General features: G+C 37.1%; 15 protein-coding genes and 1 pseudogene. 7 read left to right on the top strand and 9 right to left on the bottom strand.

Going from position 1 to position 17,130, the window contains the following annotated elements:
• Positions 1 to 197: 197 nt before the first annotated feature.
• From NT145_02150 to NT145_02115, 8 genes are all read right to left on the bottom strand, one after another.
• Positions 198 to 2,624 (bottom strand): homocysteine S-methyltransferase family protein, encoded by a 2,427-nt coding sequence (locus NT145_02150; protein MCX5781495.1) that lies wholly within the window; start codon positions 2,622 to 2,624, stop codon positions 198 to 200.
• Positions 2,617 to 3,165: a hypothetical protein gene (locus tag NT145_02145; protein MCX5781494.1), complete on the bottom strand. Its 549-nt coding sequence runs from the start codon at positions 3,163 to 3,165 to the stop codon at positions 2,617 to 2,619. The genes NT145_02150 and NT145_02145 overlap by 8 nt, the downstream gene beginning before the upstream one ends.
• A gap of 170 nt (positions 3,166 to 3,335) precedes the next feature.
• Positions 3,336 to 3,560 (bottom strand): hypothetical protein, encoded by a 225-nt coding sequence (locus tag NT145_02140; GenBank protein ID MCX5781493.1) that lies wholly within the window; start codon positions 3,558 to 3,560, stop codon positions 3,336 to 3,338.
• 50 nt (positions 3,561 to 3,610) lie between these two features.
• Positions 3,611 to 3,943, bottom strand: a complete 333-nt coding sequence (locus NT145_02135; GenBank protein MCX5781492.1) for a hypothetical protein — start codon at positions 3,941 to 3,943, stop codon at positions 3,611 to 3,613.
• 151 nt (positions 3,944 to 4,094) lie between these two features.
• A complete protein-coding gene (locus NT145_02130) occupies positions 4,095 to 5,423 on the bottom strand; it encodes a hypothetical protein (protein MCX5781491.1) in 1,329 nt (442 codons plus the stop codon).
• Positions 5,410 to 6,111, bottom strand: coding sequence for a hypothetical protein (locus NT145_02125; protein ID MCX5781490.1), 702 nt, complete (start codon positions 6,109 to 6,111; stop codon positions 5,410 to 5,412). Before NT145_02125 ends, NT145_02130 begins: the two co-directional genes overlap by 14 nt.
• A gap of 35 nt (positions 6,112 to 6,146) precedes the next feature.
• A complete protein-coding gene (proB, locus tag NT145_02120) occupies positions 6,147 to 7,235 on the bottom strand; it encodes a glutamate 5-kinase (protein MCX5781489.1) in 1,089 nt (362 codons plus the stop codon).
• Positions 7,236 to 7,250: 15 nt separating this feature from the next.
• A complete protein-coding gene (locus tag NT145_02115; protein ID MCX5781488.1) occupies positions 7,251 to 8,642 on the bottom strand; it encodes a glucose-6-phosphate isomerase in 1,392 nt (463 codons plus the stop codon).
• 297 nt (positions 8,643 to 8,939) lie between these two features.
• Between NT145_02115 and NT145_02110 the strand changes: the two genes are divergently transcribed.
• From NT145_02110 to NT145_02085, 6 genes and pseudogenes are all read left to right on the top strand, one after another.
• Entirely contained in the window at positions 8,940 to 9,575 is a 636-nt protein-coding gene (locus tag NT145_02110) for a DedA family protein (GenBank protein ID MCX5781487.1), read from the top strand.
• Between the two features lie 189 nt (positions 9,576 to 9,764).
• Positions 9,765 to 10,211, top strand: a complete 447-nt coding sequence (locus tag NT145_02105; GenBank protein MCX5781486.1) for a YhcH/YjgK/YiaL family protein — start codon at positions 9,765 to 9,767, stop codon at positions 10,209 to 10,211.
• 2 nt (positions 10,212 to 10,213) lie between these two features.
• Positions 10,214 to 10,732: pseudogene (locus tag NT145_02100) on the top strand (flavin reductase).
• A gap of 138 nt (positions 10,733 to 10,870) precedes the next feature.
• Entirely contained in the window at positions 10,871 to 11,326 is a 456-nt protein-coding gene (locus NT145_02095; protein MCX5781485.1) for a PilZ domain-containing protein, read from the top strand.
• A 166-nt stretch (positions 11,327 to 11,492) separates the two neighbouring features.
• Complete coding sequence (locus NT145_02090; GenBank protein MCX5781484.1) at positions 11,493 to 12,749, top strand: M48 family metallopeptidase; 1,257 nt, start codon at positions 11,493 to 11,495, stop codon at positions 12,747 to 12,749.
• A gap of 143 nt (positions 12,750 to 12,892) precedes the next feature.
• Positions 12,893 to 15,289 carry a sodium-translocating pyrophosphatase gene (locus tag NT145_02085; GenBank protein ID MCX5781483.1) on the top strand — a complete coding sequence of 799 codons (2,397 nt, stop codon included), beginning with the start codon at positions 12,893 to 12,895 and terminating at the stop codon, positions 15,287 to 15,289.
• 71 nt (positions 15,290 to 15,360) lie between these two features.
• On the opposite strand, the gene NT145_02080 is transcribed toward NT145_02085, so the two are convergent.
• Positions 15,361 to 15,843 carry a DUF116 domain-containing protein gene (locus NT145_02080; protein ID MCX5781482.1) on the bottom strand — a complete coding sequence of 161 codons (483 nt, stop codon included), beginning with the start codon at positions 15,841 to 15,843 and terminating at the stop codon, positions 15,361 to 15,363.
• Positions 15,844 to 16,127: 284 nt separating this feature from the next.
• Here NT145_02080 and aroB point away from each other — a divergent pair.
• Positions 16,128 to 17,130: 3-dehydroquinate synthase (gene aroB, locus NT145_02075; protein ID MCX5781481.1), on the top strand; the 1,003-nt coding region annotated here is incomplete at its 3' end.

Below are 17,130 nucleotides of genomic sequence, written 5' to 3'. Positions count from 1 at the left end.
CTTAGAAGGCTTCTTTTCGCAAATAAAGCATCAATATAGAAATCATCGCGGTCTTTCTGAAAGGCATAAAATTAGTTACTTAAAATGGTTTTGCTACTTCAAAACTGTCAAAAATAGCAACACTTTTTAACCTTTATGCCCGGGATGACAACAAGCAAGGGCTGGACCCCGATCCGCCCAGGGCGGACGGGGTGACACTACTTGATTTCAGACATTTTCAATATAAGATTTTCGGCAAGTTTTGCGGTTTCTACGGCATCTTTTGCGTATCCGTCAGCTCCTATTTCTTTTGCAAATCTTTCAGTTACCGGCGCCCCGCCGACAATTATTTTGACAGATAGCCCTTTTTTGTTTCTTTCCTTTATTACGTTTTCCATTTCTATCATTGTGGTAGTCATAAGAGCGGAAAGCGCGATCAATTTTGCATTTTCTTTTACGGCTGTTTCTAAAATTGTTTCACTTTCAACATTTTTTCCAAGATCAATTATTTCCCAGCCGAAACTTTCTAAAACTGCCGCAACAATGTTTTTTCCGATATCGTGGAAATCTCCTTTTACGGTTGCGACGACTATTTTTTTATCTTGAGCATTACTTCCTTCTTTTCTAATTAAAGGTTTTATAACGGAAAAAGCGGCTTGAGCTGCTTCAGCCGACCTTATAACCTGGGGAAGAAAATATTCTTTATTTCTGAATTTTTCGCCTACTTCGTTTAATGCTTTTAAAATAATTTCGTTAGAAATTTGAACAGGGGTTTTGCCTAAGGCAAGGGCCTCTTTTGTAATTTTAGGTATTTCTTCGCGGTTTCCTTCAATGATATAACTAAAAAGTTTTGCATCCGGCAAAAGATTTTCTTTTTTTGTTTCAACGGTTTTATTAACAAAAGACGAGTGCTTTTTAATATATTTTTGGCCTCCGAGATCTTTATTTAGAAGCAGATCTCTTGCTTCGGAGTCATCAATGTTCCAGTTTTCTTTCGGATTTAATATTGCGATATTTAGTCCTGCTTTTTTAGCAAGTTTCAAAAAAGTTGAATTTAATGCCTGCCTGTTGGGAAGCCCGAACGATATATTTGATATTCCAAGGCTGAAACTTGCTTTTGGAAACAGTTTTTTAGCTTCTTTGATTGCTTCCAAAGTTTCTACTGCCTGACTTTGTGATGCGCTTACCGCAATGGCAAGAAAATCAAAAATTATTTCGGATTCTTTTATTCCATATTCCTTTGTCTTTTCAAGTATTTTCTTCGCTATGCCTATTCTTTCTTTAGCGGTTTTAGGCAGACCGTTTTCATCAGTTGTGAGCGCTATAAGGGCTGCTCCGTACCGCTTGGCAAGAGGAATAATTTTATCCAGTTTTTCTTTTTCGCCGTTAACGGAATTAATAATAGGTTTTCCAGCACAAGCTTTAAGCCCGGCCTCTAAAACTGTTGCAGAGCTTGAGTCCAGGCAAAGTGGAACTGATACGGTTTCTTGTATCTCTTCTATCGCTTTTACCATAAGAGCTTTTTCGTCAACTCCGGGAAGTCCCAAATTCAAGTCAAGAATATCTGCTCCGGCTTTAACTTGGTTTTTTGCTTCGTTTCTTATTGTTGTAAAATTTCCTTCAAAAAGTTCGTCTTGAAAATATTTTTTTCCGGTCGGATTTATCCTTTCTCCGATTTTTACTATTTCCTTAAAATCCTGAAGGTCTATAGCTTTTGTTCTGGAGGAAAGCAAGAAACTTTCTTTAACATTGCGCTGGACGGGTTTTTTGTTTTTTAATTTTTTTGCAAGCTCTTTAATAAATTCAGGAGTAGTGCCGCAGCAACCGCCGACTAAATTTACTCCTAAAGAATAGGCCTTTTCACAATTTTTTACGAATTCTTGGGCAGTTCCGGGAAATATTGTTTCCCTATTGATAAGTTTTGGCATTCCTGCATTCGGTTTGAAAGAAATTGGGATGTTTGAATATTGTGCCAATGTCTTTGCAAGTTTAACAAGTTCTTTCGGGCCCACAGAACAGTTTAAGCCGATAGCGTCCGCTCCGATTGATTCTATAACGGACAGGAAAGCCAAAAGGCCGGTCCCTGTAACGGTTGTTCCGTCAGAAGTAAAAGTCATTTGAGCGATAACCGGGCCGTCAAAATTATCTTTTACCGCTAAAACAGCGCTTTTTAGTTCCCTGATCTCAGCCATTGTTTCAACAACGATAATATCAGGTTTAGCTTTTGCTATGGCTTTTGCCTGTTCAGCAAATATTTCATAAGCTTGATCAAAAGATATCGGCCCTAAAGGGGTAAGATAAGAGCCCAACGGCCCGATATCTCCAATTACAAGGCCGTTATGTTTTTTGGCGATTTGTTTTGCAAGTTCAATCCCTTTAATGTTTATTTCTTCAAGCCTGTTTTCAAGGCCGAAATCTTTAAGTTTTAGCCGATTTGCTCCGAAAGTGTTTGAAAGCACTGCATCAGAACCTGAAGAAAAATAATCCGAATATACGGCCTGTATTCGTTCGGGATATTTAATATTCAGTTCTTCCGGCGCTCTGATTCCGTCCAGAAAATTTCTTTTCTGAAGTTCGGTTCCGGTTGCGCCGTCTAAAATTATTATTTTTTCCAAAATAAGTTTTCTAAATTCTTTCCTATCCATTTCTTTTTGCTCCGACTATTGCCGATACGGACTTTTCAGGCAGCATCTGGAACTTGTCTGTTAGTTTAATGCCGATTTTTTCTGCTCCGAGCCATTTAAAGAAATCTTTTTGTCCCGAAATATCCCAGTCGCCGTATCCGGGGGAAAATCTTAAAGTCAAACTCAAGTCTTCTTTTGAAACATTTTCGGCTATCTGGTTATCGGTAATTTCTGCAAGTTCTTCAACAACAACTGATCCGACAGCATCCAAAACAAGCGCTTTTGTTGCTTCTTTTAGAGATATATAGTAGTCCCTTTTTTTCTCAAGAGCAGGGCCTATGGTGACGGCAAAACCGTATGCTTTTACGCATCCGTGAAATAAATTGTGGATATCGCTGCTTTTAATTTTAAAGTGAGGTTCAAGAGAAATCTCGCCAGGACCGATAAATTCAATATAAGAATTTGAGATAATCTGTTTCGGATTTATTAGTTTTTGCGCCAGCTTTACTTCCTCTTTTATGAGATTTTCTAATTTCTTGTCTAATATGGTTTTTCCGTTCAAAAATCCTAGCCTAAATAGGATTTTTTGAAAAGGAATCTCAAATTTTGAAAATTGCGAAATATTTGTATTCATTTTGTTAGGTTATACCAAAATTACCTGTTTTTATCAAGGAAAAAGGAAAGCCCCCTGTCATATTTGATATAACAGAGGGCTGTTTTTTTAGGATAAAATTACTTAACTGCTGGTTCGGTAGGCATAACCGGTGCCGCTGGTTTTGCAGGAATGGCTTTCGCTGCTTTTTTTGCTTTTTTCGCTTTTTTTACCGGAACAGCAGGCTTGGCCGGAGCTGCCGGAGTCGCTGGCGTTGCAGGTGTTGCTACTTTTTGTTCTGCACAAAATGCAGTTGCGCCAACTACGAAACTAACTAACAACAACAATACAAAAATGCGTTTCATTATTAATCACCTCCATTTATTAATATTTTGGAAAGAAGAATAGGGATTAATTAAGGGACTAGAGAATCTCTAGCCAGGGGGATAATTCTTTTTGAAACAAAGGAAGGGATGAAAAAAGAATCATAAAAGGTGATATACGCAGCGGAAAGATAAATATTTTGTGTTTTGAAATTTAGAGAATAGTAATTCAGCTTTTCTTTAGTAGCAAAATCATTGCTCGTATTGATAGTAATTTCATCTACGGCAGCGCGAAAAATTTCTGTTCCGGAAGTAAAAGCCAAAGAGGGGGTATCTGCTTGTTCATATTCCGAACAAAAAATGAGTCCTGCAAAAACAGTTACAACAAAAGAAAAAATGAAAAAATAACGAAAAATTGTTTTCATAAGAGTGCTTATTTACCCCGTTAGAAATTTTAGCTAGCTTAGACATACGGTTAAGCCCCTGTCTGAATCAACGTTTCAGCCAACAATTTCTAACAGGGTTTATTGAGATACTTCTACAAATTAATTACTGAAAAGTCAAGGAAAAAGAAGATCAATTTGTTAGGCCGCTTTTTTCCCAGACTTCTTTGGGTTCCATACAAAGATAAATAATGCTTTTATTCGAAAACTTTCTGATTCCTTTTACCATTTTACTGTAAATTTCTATCCTTACATCTTGAGAATAACGAAGTTTTAGATCTTTTCCTAAAAGCAGTTCGGCATCAAGAATTTTGTTGTTTGGAAAACGGTTTTCTATTGCTTTTTTAAGTTCTTTCGGCATCCTGAATGTCCCCAAACTTATCCAGAGCACTTTTTCAGGCGATATTTTTGAAAAGATTTTCTCAATAACGCCAAAATAGTCCTTTTCCCAGCCTTCACAGTAAAAAATCGGATCAAAATGAAATCCTAAACTGAAACCTGCATCTGCGCATTTTTTGGCTGATTCTATCCTTTCTTCAAGAGAAGCAGTATAAAATTCATTTTCGTCAATTATTTTTTGGGGATTCAATGACCATGAAACAACAATATTTTTTGAAGGGAGAGAGGATAAAATATTTCCGATATTTGAGCTTTTTGTCTTGAATTCAAAGTATATGTCCGAATACTTTGAAAAATATTCAATGATTTTTTTTGAAAATCCTGTTATATGGTCAAAAACTAAAGAGTCGGTAAATTCTCCGCTGCCTATTCTTGGGAACTGAAACATTCCTGGTTTAAGATCGGAGGGTTTAAATTTTTCAAAAAAACTTTCAATATTTGTCGGTATGATAATGCCCGGGAAATTCTGATAGCCTTGCAGAAAACAATAACTGCATTCAAACGGGCATCCGAAACCAAGGTTTATAAGATAATAATTGCAGGGCAAAACATTGGAAGTGCAGGGACAAGCCTTAAAAAAATCATAATTTTCACGCACCAGAAAAAGGTTTTCAGTTCTTTTATTATAGTCCTTCAAATTGAAAGAATAATTGCTTGAATATTCTTTTAAAGATGAAATAGCCTGAATTTTAGATTCGGAGAAAATTTTTAGAATATTTCGTGAAAGAGGGTGGTTAAAAACTGACTTTTCTATAAAAATATTTTTGGGATAAAATTTGAATTTAGAAATATTTGCCTGCGCTTTTTGGTTAATTGTTACTTGCGGCAAATAAAACTCATCTTTAGGGGTTTTGCCGAAAGTTAAAGGGTATCTCATTTCTAAAAGGTAAGATTTTATTTTATTAAAATTTTTTTCGTCATCCGGGATTTTAAGATCTTCTAAAGAAACGGCGCGGCTTTTTGCAATTTCAAAAATTAGGCGTGATATTTCTCTGGATTTGTTTATTCCGAACCGGCTGAAATTTTTGGAAACATATGATTCTATTTTTTTAACGGATATCATTTTTGATAAAGTTAATGATAAGGTTTGAAAGCGATTTGCGTGAATTTAAAATGCTTGATTTTTCTTTCTGGGAAAGAGCTTCATGAAACTTTTTTTTGCTTAAAATATCCGTCACATAAAGAAGCGATACTGCATTTTTTTTGGTCAGGGCTGCGGCTGAAAAAACTATTGATGTTTCCATATCTATGCATGAGATTTTTTGTTCAGCGAAATAGCCCAGGTATTTTTCCTCAAGAAGCAAGGAGCTTACAGTCGCGCAGTTAACAGACATGAGGTTTTCATTGGCGCCAAAAGATATTAATTTATCAAGCAATTCTTTGTTTGCACTGCAAACTTCAAAATTATTGCTATTTTTTGTCATTTGAGTAAAGCTATCAAGAGAGTATGAATTTTCAACAATTACTTTATCTCCGATATTCATATTTCCGGTGCCCGCACAGCTTCCAAATAAATAAATATTTTTACAAGCGGTGTCTTTTAACGCAAGAACGCAGTCTCCGATTAAAAAATTATTTCTTGTTGAAATTATGCTGGCAAAAGATGTATTTAAAACGCTGAAAAAAAGGCCCCGGCTTTGTTTGCAAGATTTGTTTGAAGAAAAAAGGGATTGATCATTTGAGGGGCAAATTATGCAGTGAAGTTTTATTTCTTCTTTAGGAGTGCCGAATAACTTGAAAAAAAGATCCATATAGATGTTTTTTTGTGGCTATTTAGAAAAAAAGGTTAGTCAAGGATTACCAGGTTATCTCTATGAATAACTTCATCAAAAATTGCCTCAGAAAACATTTTTTGTATTTCTGCGGATTTTTTGCCTTTTATCTTTTCTATGAAGTCCTTTGAATAGTTGACCATACCTCTGGCAACTTCTTTTTTATCGTGTCCGATAATGCTTACGGTGTCGCCCGCGCTAAACGTTCCTTCCGTACCAATAACACCGGAAGGAAGAAGGCTTTTTCCTCCTTTTAACAGCGCTTTGGCCGCTCCTTCATCAATAATTATTTTTCCTTTGCATTTGGGGCCAAAAGCAATCCAGTGTTTGCGTGCTTCAAGCTTTTTTGAAGGCAAAAAAATAGTTCCGCGTTTTTCTCCGTCCAATATTTTTTGAATTATCATTTCTTCGGTACCGTTAGCTATAACGGTTTTAACGCCGGTTTTGGTGGCAATATTTGCCGCAGAAATTTTTGTTTTCATTCCGCCGACACCCTTGCCGCTTCCCGAAACGCCCGAAGCATATTTTTCTATTTCGGGAGTAATCGCATCAACCGTATGAATAAGCTCGCTTTTTCCGGGAACTCCTTTATAAAGGCCTTCAACATCAGTAAGAATAAAAAGCCAGTCCGCAGAAACTCCGGAAGCAACCAGAGCGGACAAAGTGTCATTATCGCCGAAATTAATTTCTTCTACTGCGACGGTGTCATTTTCATTAATAATGGGGATAACGCCTAATTTCAGCAGCGAGTTAAGAGTGTTTCTCGCATTAATATATTTTTTGCGGTCATCAAAATCGTGACGAGTTAAAAGAACCTGAGCGATAGTTAAGCCCAGCTTTGAAAACGCGTCCTGGTATATGTCCATCAAAAGAGGCTGGCCGACGGCGGCAAGCGCTTGTTTTTCCTGCAGCGAAGAAGGCCTGTTTTTAAAGCCCAGCTTTCCCATGCCTGCGCCGATAGCGCCGGAGGTAACAATCAAGACTTGGTGGCCAACTTTAACAAGTTTTGCGGTGTCTTTTGCAAAAGATGTAATTTGCTCGTTATCAAGCTCGCCGTTCTTTTTTGTTAAAGTGTTGGTTCCGATTTTAACGACAATACGCATTTTTTTTGTCCTGAACTAAACAATATAATTTGAGTTTTTTGAATTTGAAAGATTAAGTTCAATTTCTTTTTTCTTTTCTTCATAGCCCGATCTGCCCATCAATGCATAGGTAAGCTGTTTGCCCAGCTCTACTCCGGGCTGGTCAAACGCGTTTATGTCAAAAAGCTCTCCGGCAAATGCGGTAGCAAGTTCCAAAAGGTATAGCGTTTGCCCGACAGTTTCAGGAGAAATGTCCGGTAACGACAATGTAATGTTTGGCCTTCCTTCCTGAGTCAGGGCGAGCCTTGTGGCTTCTTCTTCAGCTTTCAAAAGTTCGTTTAAAGTTCTTCCTCCCAAGTAATGTTTATCAAAAGAGGGGATTAAAACTTTTTTATTGAACTTTTCTACTGAAAGAAATGTAATAATTTTGTCCTGAGGGCCTTCAATATAAAGCTGAACCTGTGAATGCTGGTCAGTTGCGCCCAAAGCCTTTATGGGCGTAGGCCCGACAAACACCTTATTGTTTTTTCTGTTAGTTTTTTTGCCGAGACTTTCAGCCCAAAGCTGGCGGTACCAGTCGGCAATTCCGTATAACGCGTTTGAATAAGGCATCATAACCGACATCGGCCTGCCTTTCCAATAAAAAAGGTATTGAATGAGCGCGTAAAGAGCCGCGGGATTTCTCATTATTTCCGGGGTTGAGCACTTTTCGTCCATAATTTTTGCACCCAAAAGAAGCTTTTCAATATCAATTCCTGAAAAAGCGGCAGAAACTAGGCCGACGGGCGACAACACTGAAAATCTTCCGCCCACGTTTGGCGGGACCTCAAAGCTTAAAAGGTTTTCTTTTATTACCGTTTCTCTGAGATAGCCTTTTACAGGGTCGGTTGTAATTATTAAGTGTTGGTTATATTTTTTTCCGACTTTATTTTTAAGAATTTTCTTTAAAATAAAATAGTTTGCAAGGCATTCAGCAGTTGAACCCGCTTTAGATATAACGTTAAAAATGGTTTTTTTAACGTCTAAAACGTCGCATAAACCTGATATAAGGTCCGGATCAACATTGTCCGGGACAAAAAGTTTCAAGCCTCCTTTACGGCTTTTCTTATCTAAAAGATTCCAGTAAGGGTGCCTGAGCGCCTGCTGAAGAGCGATGTTTCCTAAAGCGGAACCGCCGATACCGATAACTACAAAGTTTTCAAATTTTGAAGACACTAATTTTGCCGCCGTTTTTATCTTTTTAGCGAGATCTGTTTTGTAAGGAAGCTCCATAAAACCCAGTTTTCCCTGCTTTTTCTGGTTTTGTATGGATTCGTAAGCTTTATTAATTGACGGTTGAAGCGCTTCAATATCTTTAATGTCAATTCCTGTTTCTCCGATAAAAGGGTTTAGGCAATTTGAATAATTAATTTTGACAGTTTGCGGCATCTTTTGCTCCTTTCAATAAAAAGATAAAAAAATATTTACTGCCGTCTTTGGCTATTCTACTTTATTTTGAGATTGCTTTCAACCCGCCTTCGCAAAGCAGAATTAACCTCTCCATATTTTGACAATATTGAAATAAAAATGTAGTATTCAACTTCCTAAAACAGTGGTAAGGGGTAAGTGGTCCCTCCTGCGCTTGGCGTTCAGCAGCAGACAAAGCTATTCGCTTTATTGCTTCAACAGCTACGGAGGGCGAAGAAGGATTAAGCAAATACTTTTCAAATTTTCAAGGAGCTTTCAGTGGTAACGAAAATTCTAACAATTCTTTCACTTTTTATTATTTCAACAATAAATAGAATGGGATACATCGGAATTGTTTTGCTTATGGCTATAGAAAGCGCCTGCATACCTCTGCCTTCGGAAGTAATTATGCCTTTTTCGGGTTATCTGGTTTCACAAGGAGCATTCAATTTATGGATAGTAGCGCTTATGGGCGCAATTGGCTGTGTTTTAGGATCCATAGTAGCCTATTATGCGGGTATGTGGGGCGGGAGAGTTTGGATTGAAAAGTACGGGAAATATGTCTTAATCTCGCATCACGATCTTGATATGGCTGACCGCTGGTTTGAAAAGCACGGCGATATAACCGTTTTTTTTGCGAGGCTTCTTCCGGTGATAAGAACATTTATTGCTTTTCCTGCAGGTGTAGCCAGAATGAAAATGTTTCCTTTTATAGTTTATACTTTTGTAGGTTCATATATATGGTGTTTGGTTTTGGCATGGATTGGAAAACGTTTAGGAGAACACTGGGACTACTTAAAAGTATATTTCCATAAATTTGATTTAGTTATAGGAATAGTCATAGTTGCAGGTATAGTTTGGTATATTAAACGGCATATTAACTCGTTCAAAAAAAATAGCGGTCCCAAAAAATAGATCGCAAATATAAGAGCGATTTTTTCTATAAAAAATTATCTTTCTTTTCTAAACACCATCAATATTCTTGCTTTCCTGAAATGTTGCGGTTTATCTAAAAAAGTTGTAACATATAAAAAAAGGAAAAACTGTTTGAATTAAACCTTTATATCGCCAGAAACTGCATAAATTCATTGAAGAAATAAAAATATGATTGTTGATAAAATTTCAAATTCTAACCGTTATGTAAAAATTCATCCCGGATTCAAAGATGCCTTTGAGTTTTTAAAAAAGGAGAATCTTTCTTTTATACCTGACGGCCGGCATCAGATTGCCGGAAATATTGTTTATGTAACAATTGCAAGACAAAAAGGGAAAGGAAAAAAGGAATCAAAACTTGAAAAACACAGCGAGTATATAGACATACATTTTGTTTTAGAAGGAACTGACGAAATCGGCTGGCGATCGTTTGACGAATGCAAAAAAATCATTGAAATGCCCGAGCCGGGCAAGGACGTGGAATCTTTTTCTGATGAGCCTGACTTTTATTTTAAGCTGAGGCCGGGCGACTTTGCCATATTTTTTCCGGAAGACTGTCACGCCCCTCTTTCGCATGAAAACAGTTTGAGAAAAGGCGTTATCAAGGTAGCCGTCTAATAATGGCCAGCACCGATTTTATTGAAATAGACCCCAAAGAAATAAGTGCAAATGTTTTCAAGCTAATTAACGATGGCTGGATGTTAATTACTGCCGGAAACATTGACTCCTATAATATGATGACTGCTAGCTGGGGCGGGCAAGGAGTTCTTTGGGATAAAAATGTATGTTTCTGCTTTATCAGGCCAACACGGCATACCTATCAATTTGTTGAAAAAGCAAACTATTTTACTCTTTCATTCTTTGATGAAAAATACCGCGATATATTGAATTTCTGCGGAACAAATTCGGGAAATAAAGTTAATAAAATGGCTGTAAAAGGGCTTACAGCAAGAAAAACAAGTATTGGGAATGTGTGTTTTGATTAGGCAGATCTGGCTATTGAGTGCAAAAAAATATATTTTAATGATATAAATCCGCAAAATTTTTTAGATACAAAAATTGAACTGAATTATCCCAAAAAAGATTATCACAGAATGTATGTCGGCGAAATAGTAAAATGCCTAAAAAGGCAGGTTTAGGTTAAGAATGAAACAGGTTAAGGTTAAGAAAAAATCAGGTCTTTATTAAAACCTTTACTCAACCTTAATCTTAACCTGTCGTGTTCTGGCTCTATCTCAGCCTGTCTTATTCTTAACCTGCCGTAAAGGGGGTTTGTTATGGAAAACAGCTGCGAATACAAAGAAAGAAGAAACTTCGCGAGGCATCCTCTAGATATTCCTATTGAAATTCAAATGGATGAGGTAGCGGCTTCCGAGCATGAATATCTTATTGATATAAGCGCGGGAGGGTTATGTTTTAAATCAAAAATTGGATTAAAAAAGGGCAAAATAATCCATATAAAAATACCGCTTATTAAACCTATTTTTGAGGCAGAAGGCGAGGTAATGTGGTCAAAAAAAAGAAATGACCATTATGATGTAGGTATAAGATTTGTTCAGGATATAGATGCGTTTAGAATTAGAATGGTTGAGCAGGTATGCCATATACAGCAGTATAAGGACGATGTTAAAGAAAAGGAAGGGAGAGCGCTTAACGGTACGCAGGCTGCGATTGAATGGATAAGAAAATATGCCGCAAAGTTTCCGAAAGAAAGCGAAATGAAAAACAAATGAATAATACAGTAGGTAGTAGATAGTAGGTAGGGATTAGGAAACTGCAATTTTACTTTGTTAATATTTGTAAATTCTATATTTTAAATTCATTTTTCCTACCTACTAAAACCTATCTACCCTCAGGTCCATAGGACCCTATGGGTCCGAGGACTGCCTACTGTATTAAATGGAGTTCAAAATAAATTTATATTTAGTCATTATATTAACTATTCTGATTGGCGGATATCTGCTGGATGTCCTGGTTGAATACCTAAATATTAGGAACCTTAAAACAGGACTTCCCGAAGAATTCAAAGGTGTTTACGATCCTCAAAGATACGAAACTTCCCAGAAATACCTAAAAGAAAACACAATTTTTGGAATATTCCAGGATACTTTTTTTCTTTTGATAATTATTTTTTTTATTTTTTCGGCCAGTTTTGATATTGTAGATAAATTTGCGCGGAGTTACGGGCTTGGCAGTATTTTGACCGGACTTATTTTTGCTTTTACGCTTTTGTTGGGGTTCCAGCTGCTTAAAATACCTTTTTCGGCTTACCACACTTTTATAATAGAAGAAAAATACGGTTTCAATAAAACCACGATAAAAACATTCATAACAGATATTTTAAAAGGCTGGATTTTAGGCGGTTTTATTGGAGGCATTGTTTTTGCCGGTATTATATGGTTTTTTGCGGTTTTCGGGAAGTTTGCATGGTTTTATTTTTGGATTTCATTTTCAATATTTGAGCTTTTTCTGACATTTATCGCCCCAGTGTTAATCATGCCGTTATTTAATAAATTTATTCCGTTGGAAGACGGGGATTTGAAAAGATCGGTTGAAGATTATGCTCAAAAAGAAAATTTTAAAATAAAGGGATTGTTTAAAATGGACGGTTCCCGCCGATCGACAAAATCAAACGCGTTTTTTACAGGATTCGGAAAATTCAGGCGGATAGTACTGTTTGACACGCTTATACAAAAACATACTACGGATGAGCTTGTTTCGGTTTTAGCTCATGAAATGGGACATTATAAAAAGAAACATATTTTAAAATCTATAATTTTATCCTTTCTGGAAAGCGCTCTGATGTTTTTTATTCTTTCTTTGTTTATCAACAATACAGGTTTGGCAAAAGCTTTTAAAATGGAATATGTTTCAATTTATTCAAGCATAATTTTCTTCGGTTTTATTTACTCGCCTTTAAATCTTATTCTTTCAATTTTCGGAAACTGGTTTTCAAGAAAAAATGAATATGAAGCGGATAGATACGCGGCGGAAACCTATAAAAAACCTGATGCAATGATTAACGCGCTTAAAAAGCTTACCGTTGACAATCTCGGTAACCTTACCCCTCATCCCGTAAAAGTTTTTATGGAATATACCCATCCGCCGATACTTAAGCGGATCAGCGCAAGTCGGCAGCTCAATTTGACACCCTGAAGGCTTTTTTCTATAATTTGTCAGGCTTGCAAACAAGCCTTTTTTCTTTTTTGAATCACCTTTCTATTATACAATCCAAACAGTAAGACACAGTGTTGTGTTTTAATTTGTTTCAGGATATTTTTGTTAAAGGAGAAGTAATTATGAGTTTATTTTGTCGTACGAAAAAAGTTTTATTTTCTTTGGTTGCAATCTTTGCTGCAACTTTCCTTACATCAAATCTGTTTGCTAGCGAAGCATCATTGATATTGCCGGATTTGCGTTCCGTCAATTTTTTGGGTGTTAACGGGCATACCCTTTTAACATTTGGTTTGTTGCTGTGTTTATGCGGCCTTTTATTTGGGTTCCTGCAGTATCTCCATGTAAAAAAACTGCCGGTCCACAAAGCAATGAAGGAAATTTCTGAGCTTATATATGAAACATGTAAAACATACCTTATAGCACAGGGAAAATTTCTTATGATGCTTGAATTGTTTCTTGCAATAATAATCGTGGTTTACTTCGGCGTCCTAAGACATTTTGAAACGGGAAAAATTGCAATAATAGTTTTAGCCAGCATAATCGGTATTCTAGGAAGTTATTCGGTTGCGTGGTTTGGCATGAGAATCAATACTTTCGCTAATTCGCGTACCGCTTTTGCTTCCTTAAAAGGCCTTCCTTACCCTACGAGCGAAATTCCTCTTCGTGCAGGAATAAGCATCGGGATGCTTTTAATAAGCATTGAGCTTTTTGTGATGCTTGTGATCTTGCTTTTCATTGATCCATCTTATTCAGGCCCGTGTTTCATCGGATTTGCCATAGGCGAATCTTTGGGTGCTTCGGTGCTTCGTATAGCCGGAGGCATATTTACGAAAATCGCTGACATAGGTTCTGACCTTATGAAAATAGTTTTCGGTATCAAAGAAGACGATGCGAGAAACCCCGGTGTTATTGCGGACTGCACGGGAGACAATGCCGGCGACTCGGTAGGGCCTACGGCGGACGGTTTTGAAACTTACGGCGTTACAGGTGTTGCTCTTATTTCTTTTATAGTGCTTGCCGTGAAAGACCCTATAATTCAAGTGAAACTTCTTGTTTGGATATTCATAATGCGTCTTGCCATGCTGATTGCAAGCAGTTTTTCATACGGTGTAAATTCGTTATTTTCCGAAATTAAATATGCAAAAGCTACAAAGATGAACTTTGAGCATCCATTGACCTCATTGGTGTGGATTACATCCCTTGTTTCTATAGCGATAACATATTTTATTTCATATTTCATAATCGGCAATATAGGAGACGGTACTCTTTGGTGGAAGCTTGCAGCAATCATATCCTGCGGAACGATTGCCGGCGCCCTAATCCCTGAAATAGTAAAAATATTTACTTCAACCGAGAGTGCGTTTGTTAAGAATGTTCTTAACTCAACAAGGCATGGCGGCGCGTCTTTGAATATTTTGTCGGGTTTTGTTGCGGGTAATTACAGCGCATACTGGATGGGTTTTGCGATAATTTTTTTAATGTCAGTCGCATATATTTTTAGTAAAATGGGACTTAGCCAGCTGATGATAGCAGAACCCGTTTTTGCATTCGGCCTTGTAGCGTTCGGGTTTCTTGGAATGGGGCCTGTCACAATTGCGGTTGATTCATACGGGCCAGTTACAGACAACGCCCAGTCAATATATGAGCTTTCGCTGATTGAAAATATACCGAATATAAAACAAGAAATAAAAAAAGATTTCGGTTTTGATCCCGATTTTTCTAAAGCAAAAATTACTCTTGAAACAAATGACGGGGCAGGAAACACTTTCAAGGCAACTGCAAAACCAGTTTTGATCGGAACGGCGGTAGTCGGCGCAACCACAATGATATTTTCAATTATTGTCTTGCTGACCAAAGGGCTGGCCCAGAATTTGGATAAACTTTCCATACTTCATGCGCCGTTTTTCCTTGGGCTTCTCTCCGGCGGAGCCGTAATTTACTGGTTTACCGGAGCATCAACCCACGCTGTTACAAGCGGGGCTTACAGGGCTGTTGAATTTATTAAAGCAAATATTAAGCTTGAGGGTTCAATCAAAGCGTCAATTGAGGACAGTAAAAAGGTCGTTGAAATCTGTACGAGATATGCCCAGAAAGGAATGTTCAATATATTTTTAGTGATATTTTTTACTACACTTGCTTTTGCATGCTTGCAGCCGTTCTTTTTTATCGGATACCTTATTTCAATTGCTATTTTTGGCCTTTACCAGGCGATATTTATGGCAAATGCAGGCGCGGTATGGGATAATGCCAAAAAGGTTGTTGAGGTTGATTTGAAAGAAAAAGGGACGGATCTTCATAAAGCAACCGTGATAGGCGATACCGTAGGGGATCCTTTTAAAGACACTTCATCAGTTTCGTTGAATCCTATTATAAAATTTACGACTTTGTTCGGCCTCCTGGCTCTAGAGCTGGCAATAGAACTTCCAACGATATTAAGCAGAATGGCCGCTGCGATATTTTTCATAATTGCAGTCACATATGTTGTCCGTTCATTTACTTCAATAAGAATAGAGAAATAAATATAACATTCAAAAAATAAGAAGCAGGAAGAATTTTTGTTCTTCCTGCTTCTTTTGTTATGAAAAGCCGATTATTTGCTGAGTGCCTTCAAGACTACATCCAAGTTAACATCAGTATCTGTGCACCCGTCTTTGGTGAGAGGAACAAACTGAACTGCTATTTTATCTTTTCCTCCATTATTATCAAGAAGCTCAATTCCTTGAGCCCCTTCAAAGTAGCAAGCAACGCCTAAAACCGCTTTCGGCTTAAATTCCTTAACCAGCTTTTCTATTGTTCTCCCGCCTTTAAGTATAAATATTCCTTTGTAGCCCAATTCCTTAGCTTTTTTGCTGATTTTGCTAATTTTGCAGGCCCCGCATTCCATACAAATAAAATAAGAGCCGCGCTCTTTGGCCTTGCATTTTTCGCTGTTTCTTAAGCAGTGAGGAACAAAAGCAATCCTTTCTTCATAAGGAATGGCGGAAAAAAGCTTTTCCATGTCCAGGTTTTTCTTTTCCGTAAGTATTTTATTTTTTTCCTGGTTGGTTTTTTTGTTAATTACGCAAAGTTTCATATTAGCTAATATTTTTGCAAATATTTAGCTATAAATCAAATTGACCCAAAATTTTGCAATAGATTGCAAAATTTGTCCCGAAGGACAGCCCGCCCGTGGCGGGCTGGATTAACCCCGCACCATTTTAAGCGTGTTCAAAGAAAATGTTCGCAAGATTTCCATCTGCTTCCTATTTGAAGTGCTTCATTTTTCAGTGCTTTTTAATGGTGCGGCACTTCGTGCAGATTTTTTCTGTTGAAAAATCTGGGTTGATATTCCTATTCAATTTATATATAATCTTCAGTATGAAAAAAATAATTGTTAATTTGGGTGAACGCAAATATCCCATAATTATCGGCGAAAGCATAAAAAAGGCCGGAATATTTCTTAAAAAGCTGAATATTTCAGGCAAAATATTTGTAATTACGAACACTGTAGTTAAGAAGCTGTATTTTGATACCCTTGAAAAGAGCTTGAAAACTTCAGGTTTCAGTGTTTATTCAATAGCCATACCTGACGGTGAAAGTTATAAAAATATTGAAACCTTAAAAGAGCTCTATTTTAATGCGGTAAAATCCAGGATTGACAGATCTTGTGCTGTAATTGCTTTTGGAGGCGGGGTTGTCGGAGATATTGCGGGATTTTTTTCCGCGACTTATATGCGCGGCATCCCTTACATACAAATACCGACAACGCTTCTTGCTATGGTGGACTCATCCGTCGGCGGAAAAACTGGCGTTGATCTTAAAGAAGGGAAAAATTTAATCGGAGCATTTTACCAGCCGAAAGCGGTAATAATAGACGTTTCATTACTAAATACTTTACCGGAAAAACAGATAAAAAACGGCCTTTCGGAAGTTGTAAAGTACGGAATTATTTCTGATAAGAAACTTTTCGAGCATCTTGAAAAAAAAGTTTCCGGCAAAAATAAAATAGACTCAAACGATTGGAAAAATATAATTTATAATTGCTGTAAGATTAAAGCCGGAGTAGTTGAAAAAGACGAATTTGAAAATAAGGGGCTAAGAGAAATTTTAAATTTCGGCCATTCTTTCGGGCATGCAATAGAAACTCTGACAAATTATGACAAATATCTTCACGGCGAAGCAATTTCAATCGGCATGAATATGGCTTCAAGACTAGCTGTAAAAAAAAGGATTTTTAGCTTTGAAAACCAGCAGAAAGTTGAATCTCTGCTTAAGAAAATCGGTCTTCCGGTTTCGCTTAAAGAGAAATTGCGCCCGGAAACTATGATTTTTATGATGCTGCGCGACAAAAAAACAAGAAACGGCAAACTCCGTTTTGTTT

The sequence above is a fragment of the Elusimicrobiota bacterium genome (assembly GCA_026388075.1).
In the GTDB taxonomy this organism is placed as follows: domain Bacteria; phylum Elusimicrobiota; class Endomicrobiia; order Endomicrobiales; family JAPLKN01; genus JAPLKN01.
Note: the sequence above shows the minus strand (reverse complement) of the source record. Positions and strands in the feature narration are given on the sequence as shown.

Bases quoted from the DNA above. Each gene is read 5' to 3' on its own strand.
- proB (MCX5781489.1), bottom strand. From the start codon at position 7,235: ATGCGTATTGTCGTTAAAATCGGAACCAACACTTTAACAAAAAAGAAC.
- NT145_02140 (MCX5781493.1), bottom strand. From the start codon at position 3,560: ATGAAACGCATTTTTGTATTGTTGTTGTTAGTTAGTTTCGTAGTTGGC.
- NT145_02135 (MCX5781492.1), bottom strand. From the start codon at position 3,943: ATGAAAACAATTTTTCGTTATTTTTTCATTTTTTCTTTTGTTGTAACT.
- NT145_02130 (MCX5781491.1), bottom strand. From the start codon at position 5,423: ATGATATCCGTTAAAAAAATAGAATCATATGTTTCCAAAAATTTCAGC.
- NT145_02085 (MCX5781483.1), top strand. From the start codon at position 12,893: ATGAGTTTATTTTGTCGTACGAAAAAAGTTTTATTTTCTTTGGTTGCA.
- NT145_02150 (MCX5781495.1), bottom strand. From the start codon at position 2,624: ATGGATAGGAAAGAATTTAGAAAACTTATTTTGGAAAAAATAATAATT.
- NT145_02125 (MCX5781490.1), bottom strand. From the start codon at position 6,111: ATGGATCTTTTTTTCAAGTTATTCGGCACTCCTAAAGAAGAAATAAAA.
- NT145_02115 (MCX5781488.1), bottom strand. From the start codon at position 8,642: ATGCCGCAAACTGTCAAAATTAATTATTCAAATTGCCTAAACCCTTTT.
- NT145_02080 (MCX5781482.1), bottom strand. From the start codon at position 15,843: ATGAAACTTTGCGTAATTAACAAAAAAACCAACCAGGAAAAAAATAAA.
- NT145_02105 (MCX5781486.1), top strand. From the start codon at position 9,765: ATGATTGTTGATAAAATTTCAAATTCTAACCGTTATGTAAAAATTCAT.
- NT145_02095 (MCX5781485.1), top strand. From the start codon at position 10,871: ATGGAAAACAGCTGCGAATACAAAGAAAGAAGAAACTTCGCGAGGCAT.
- NT145_02090 (MCX5781484.1), top strand. From the start codon at position 11,493: ATGGAGTTCAAAATAAATTTATATTTAGTCATTATATTAACTATTCTG.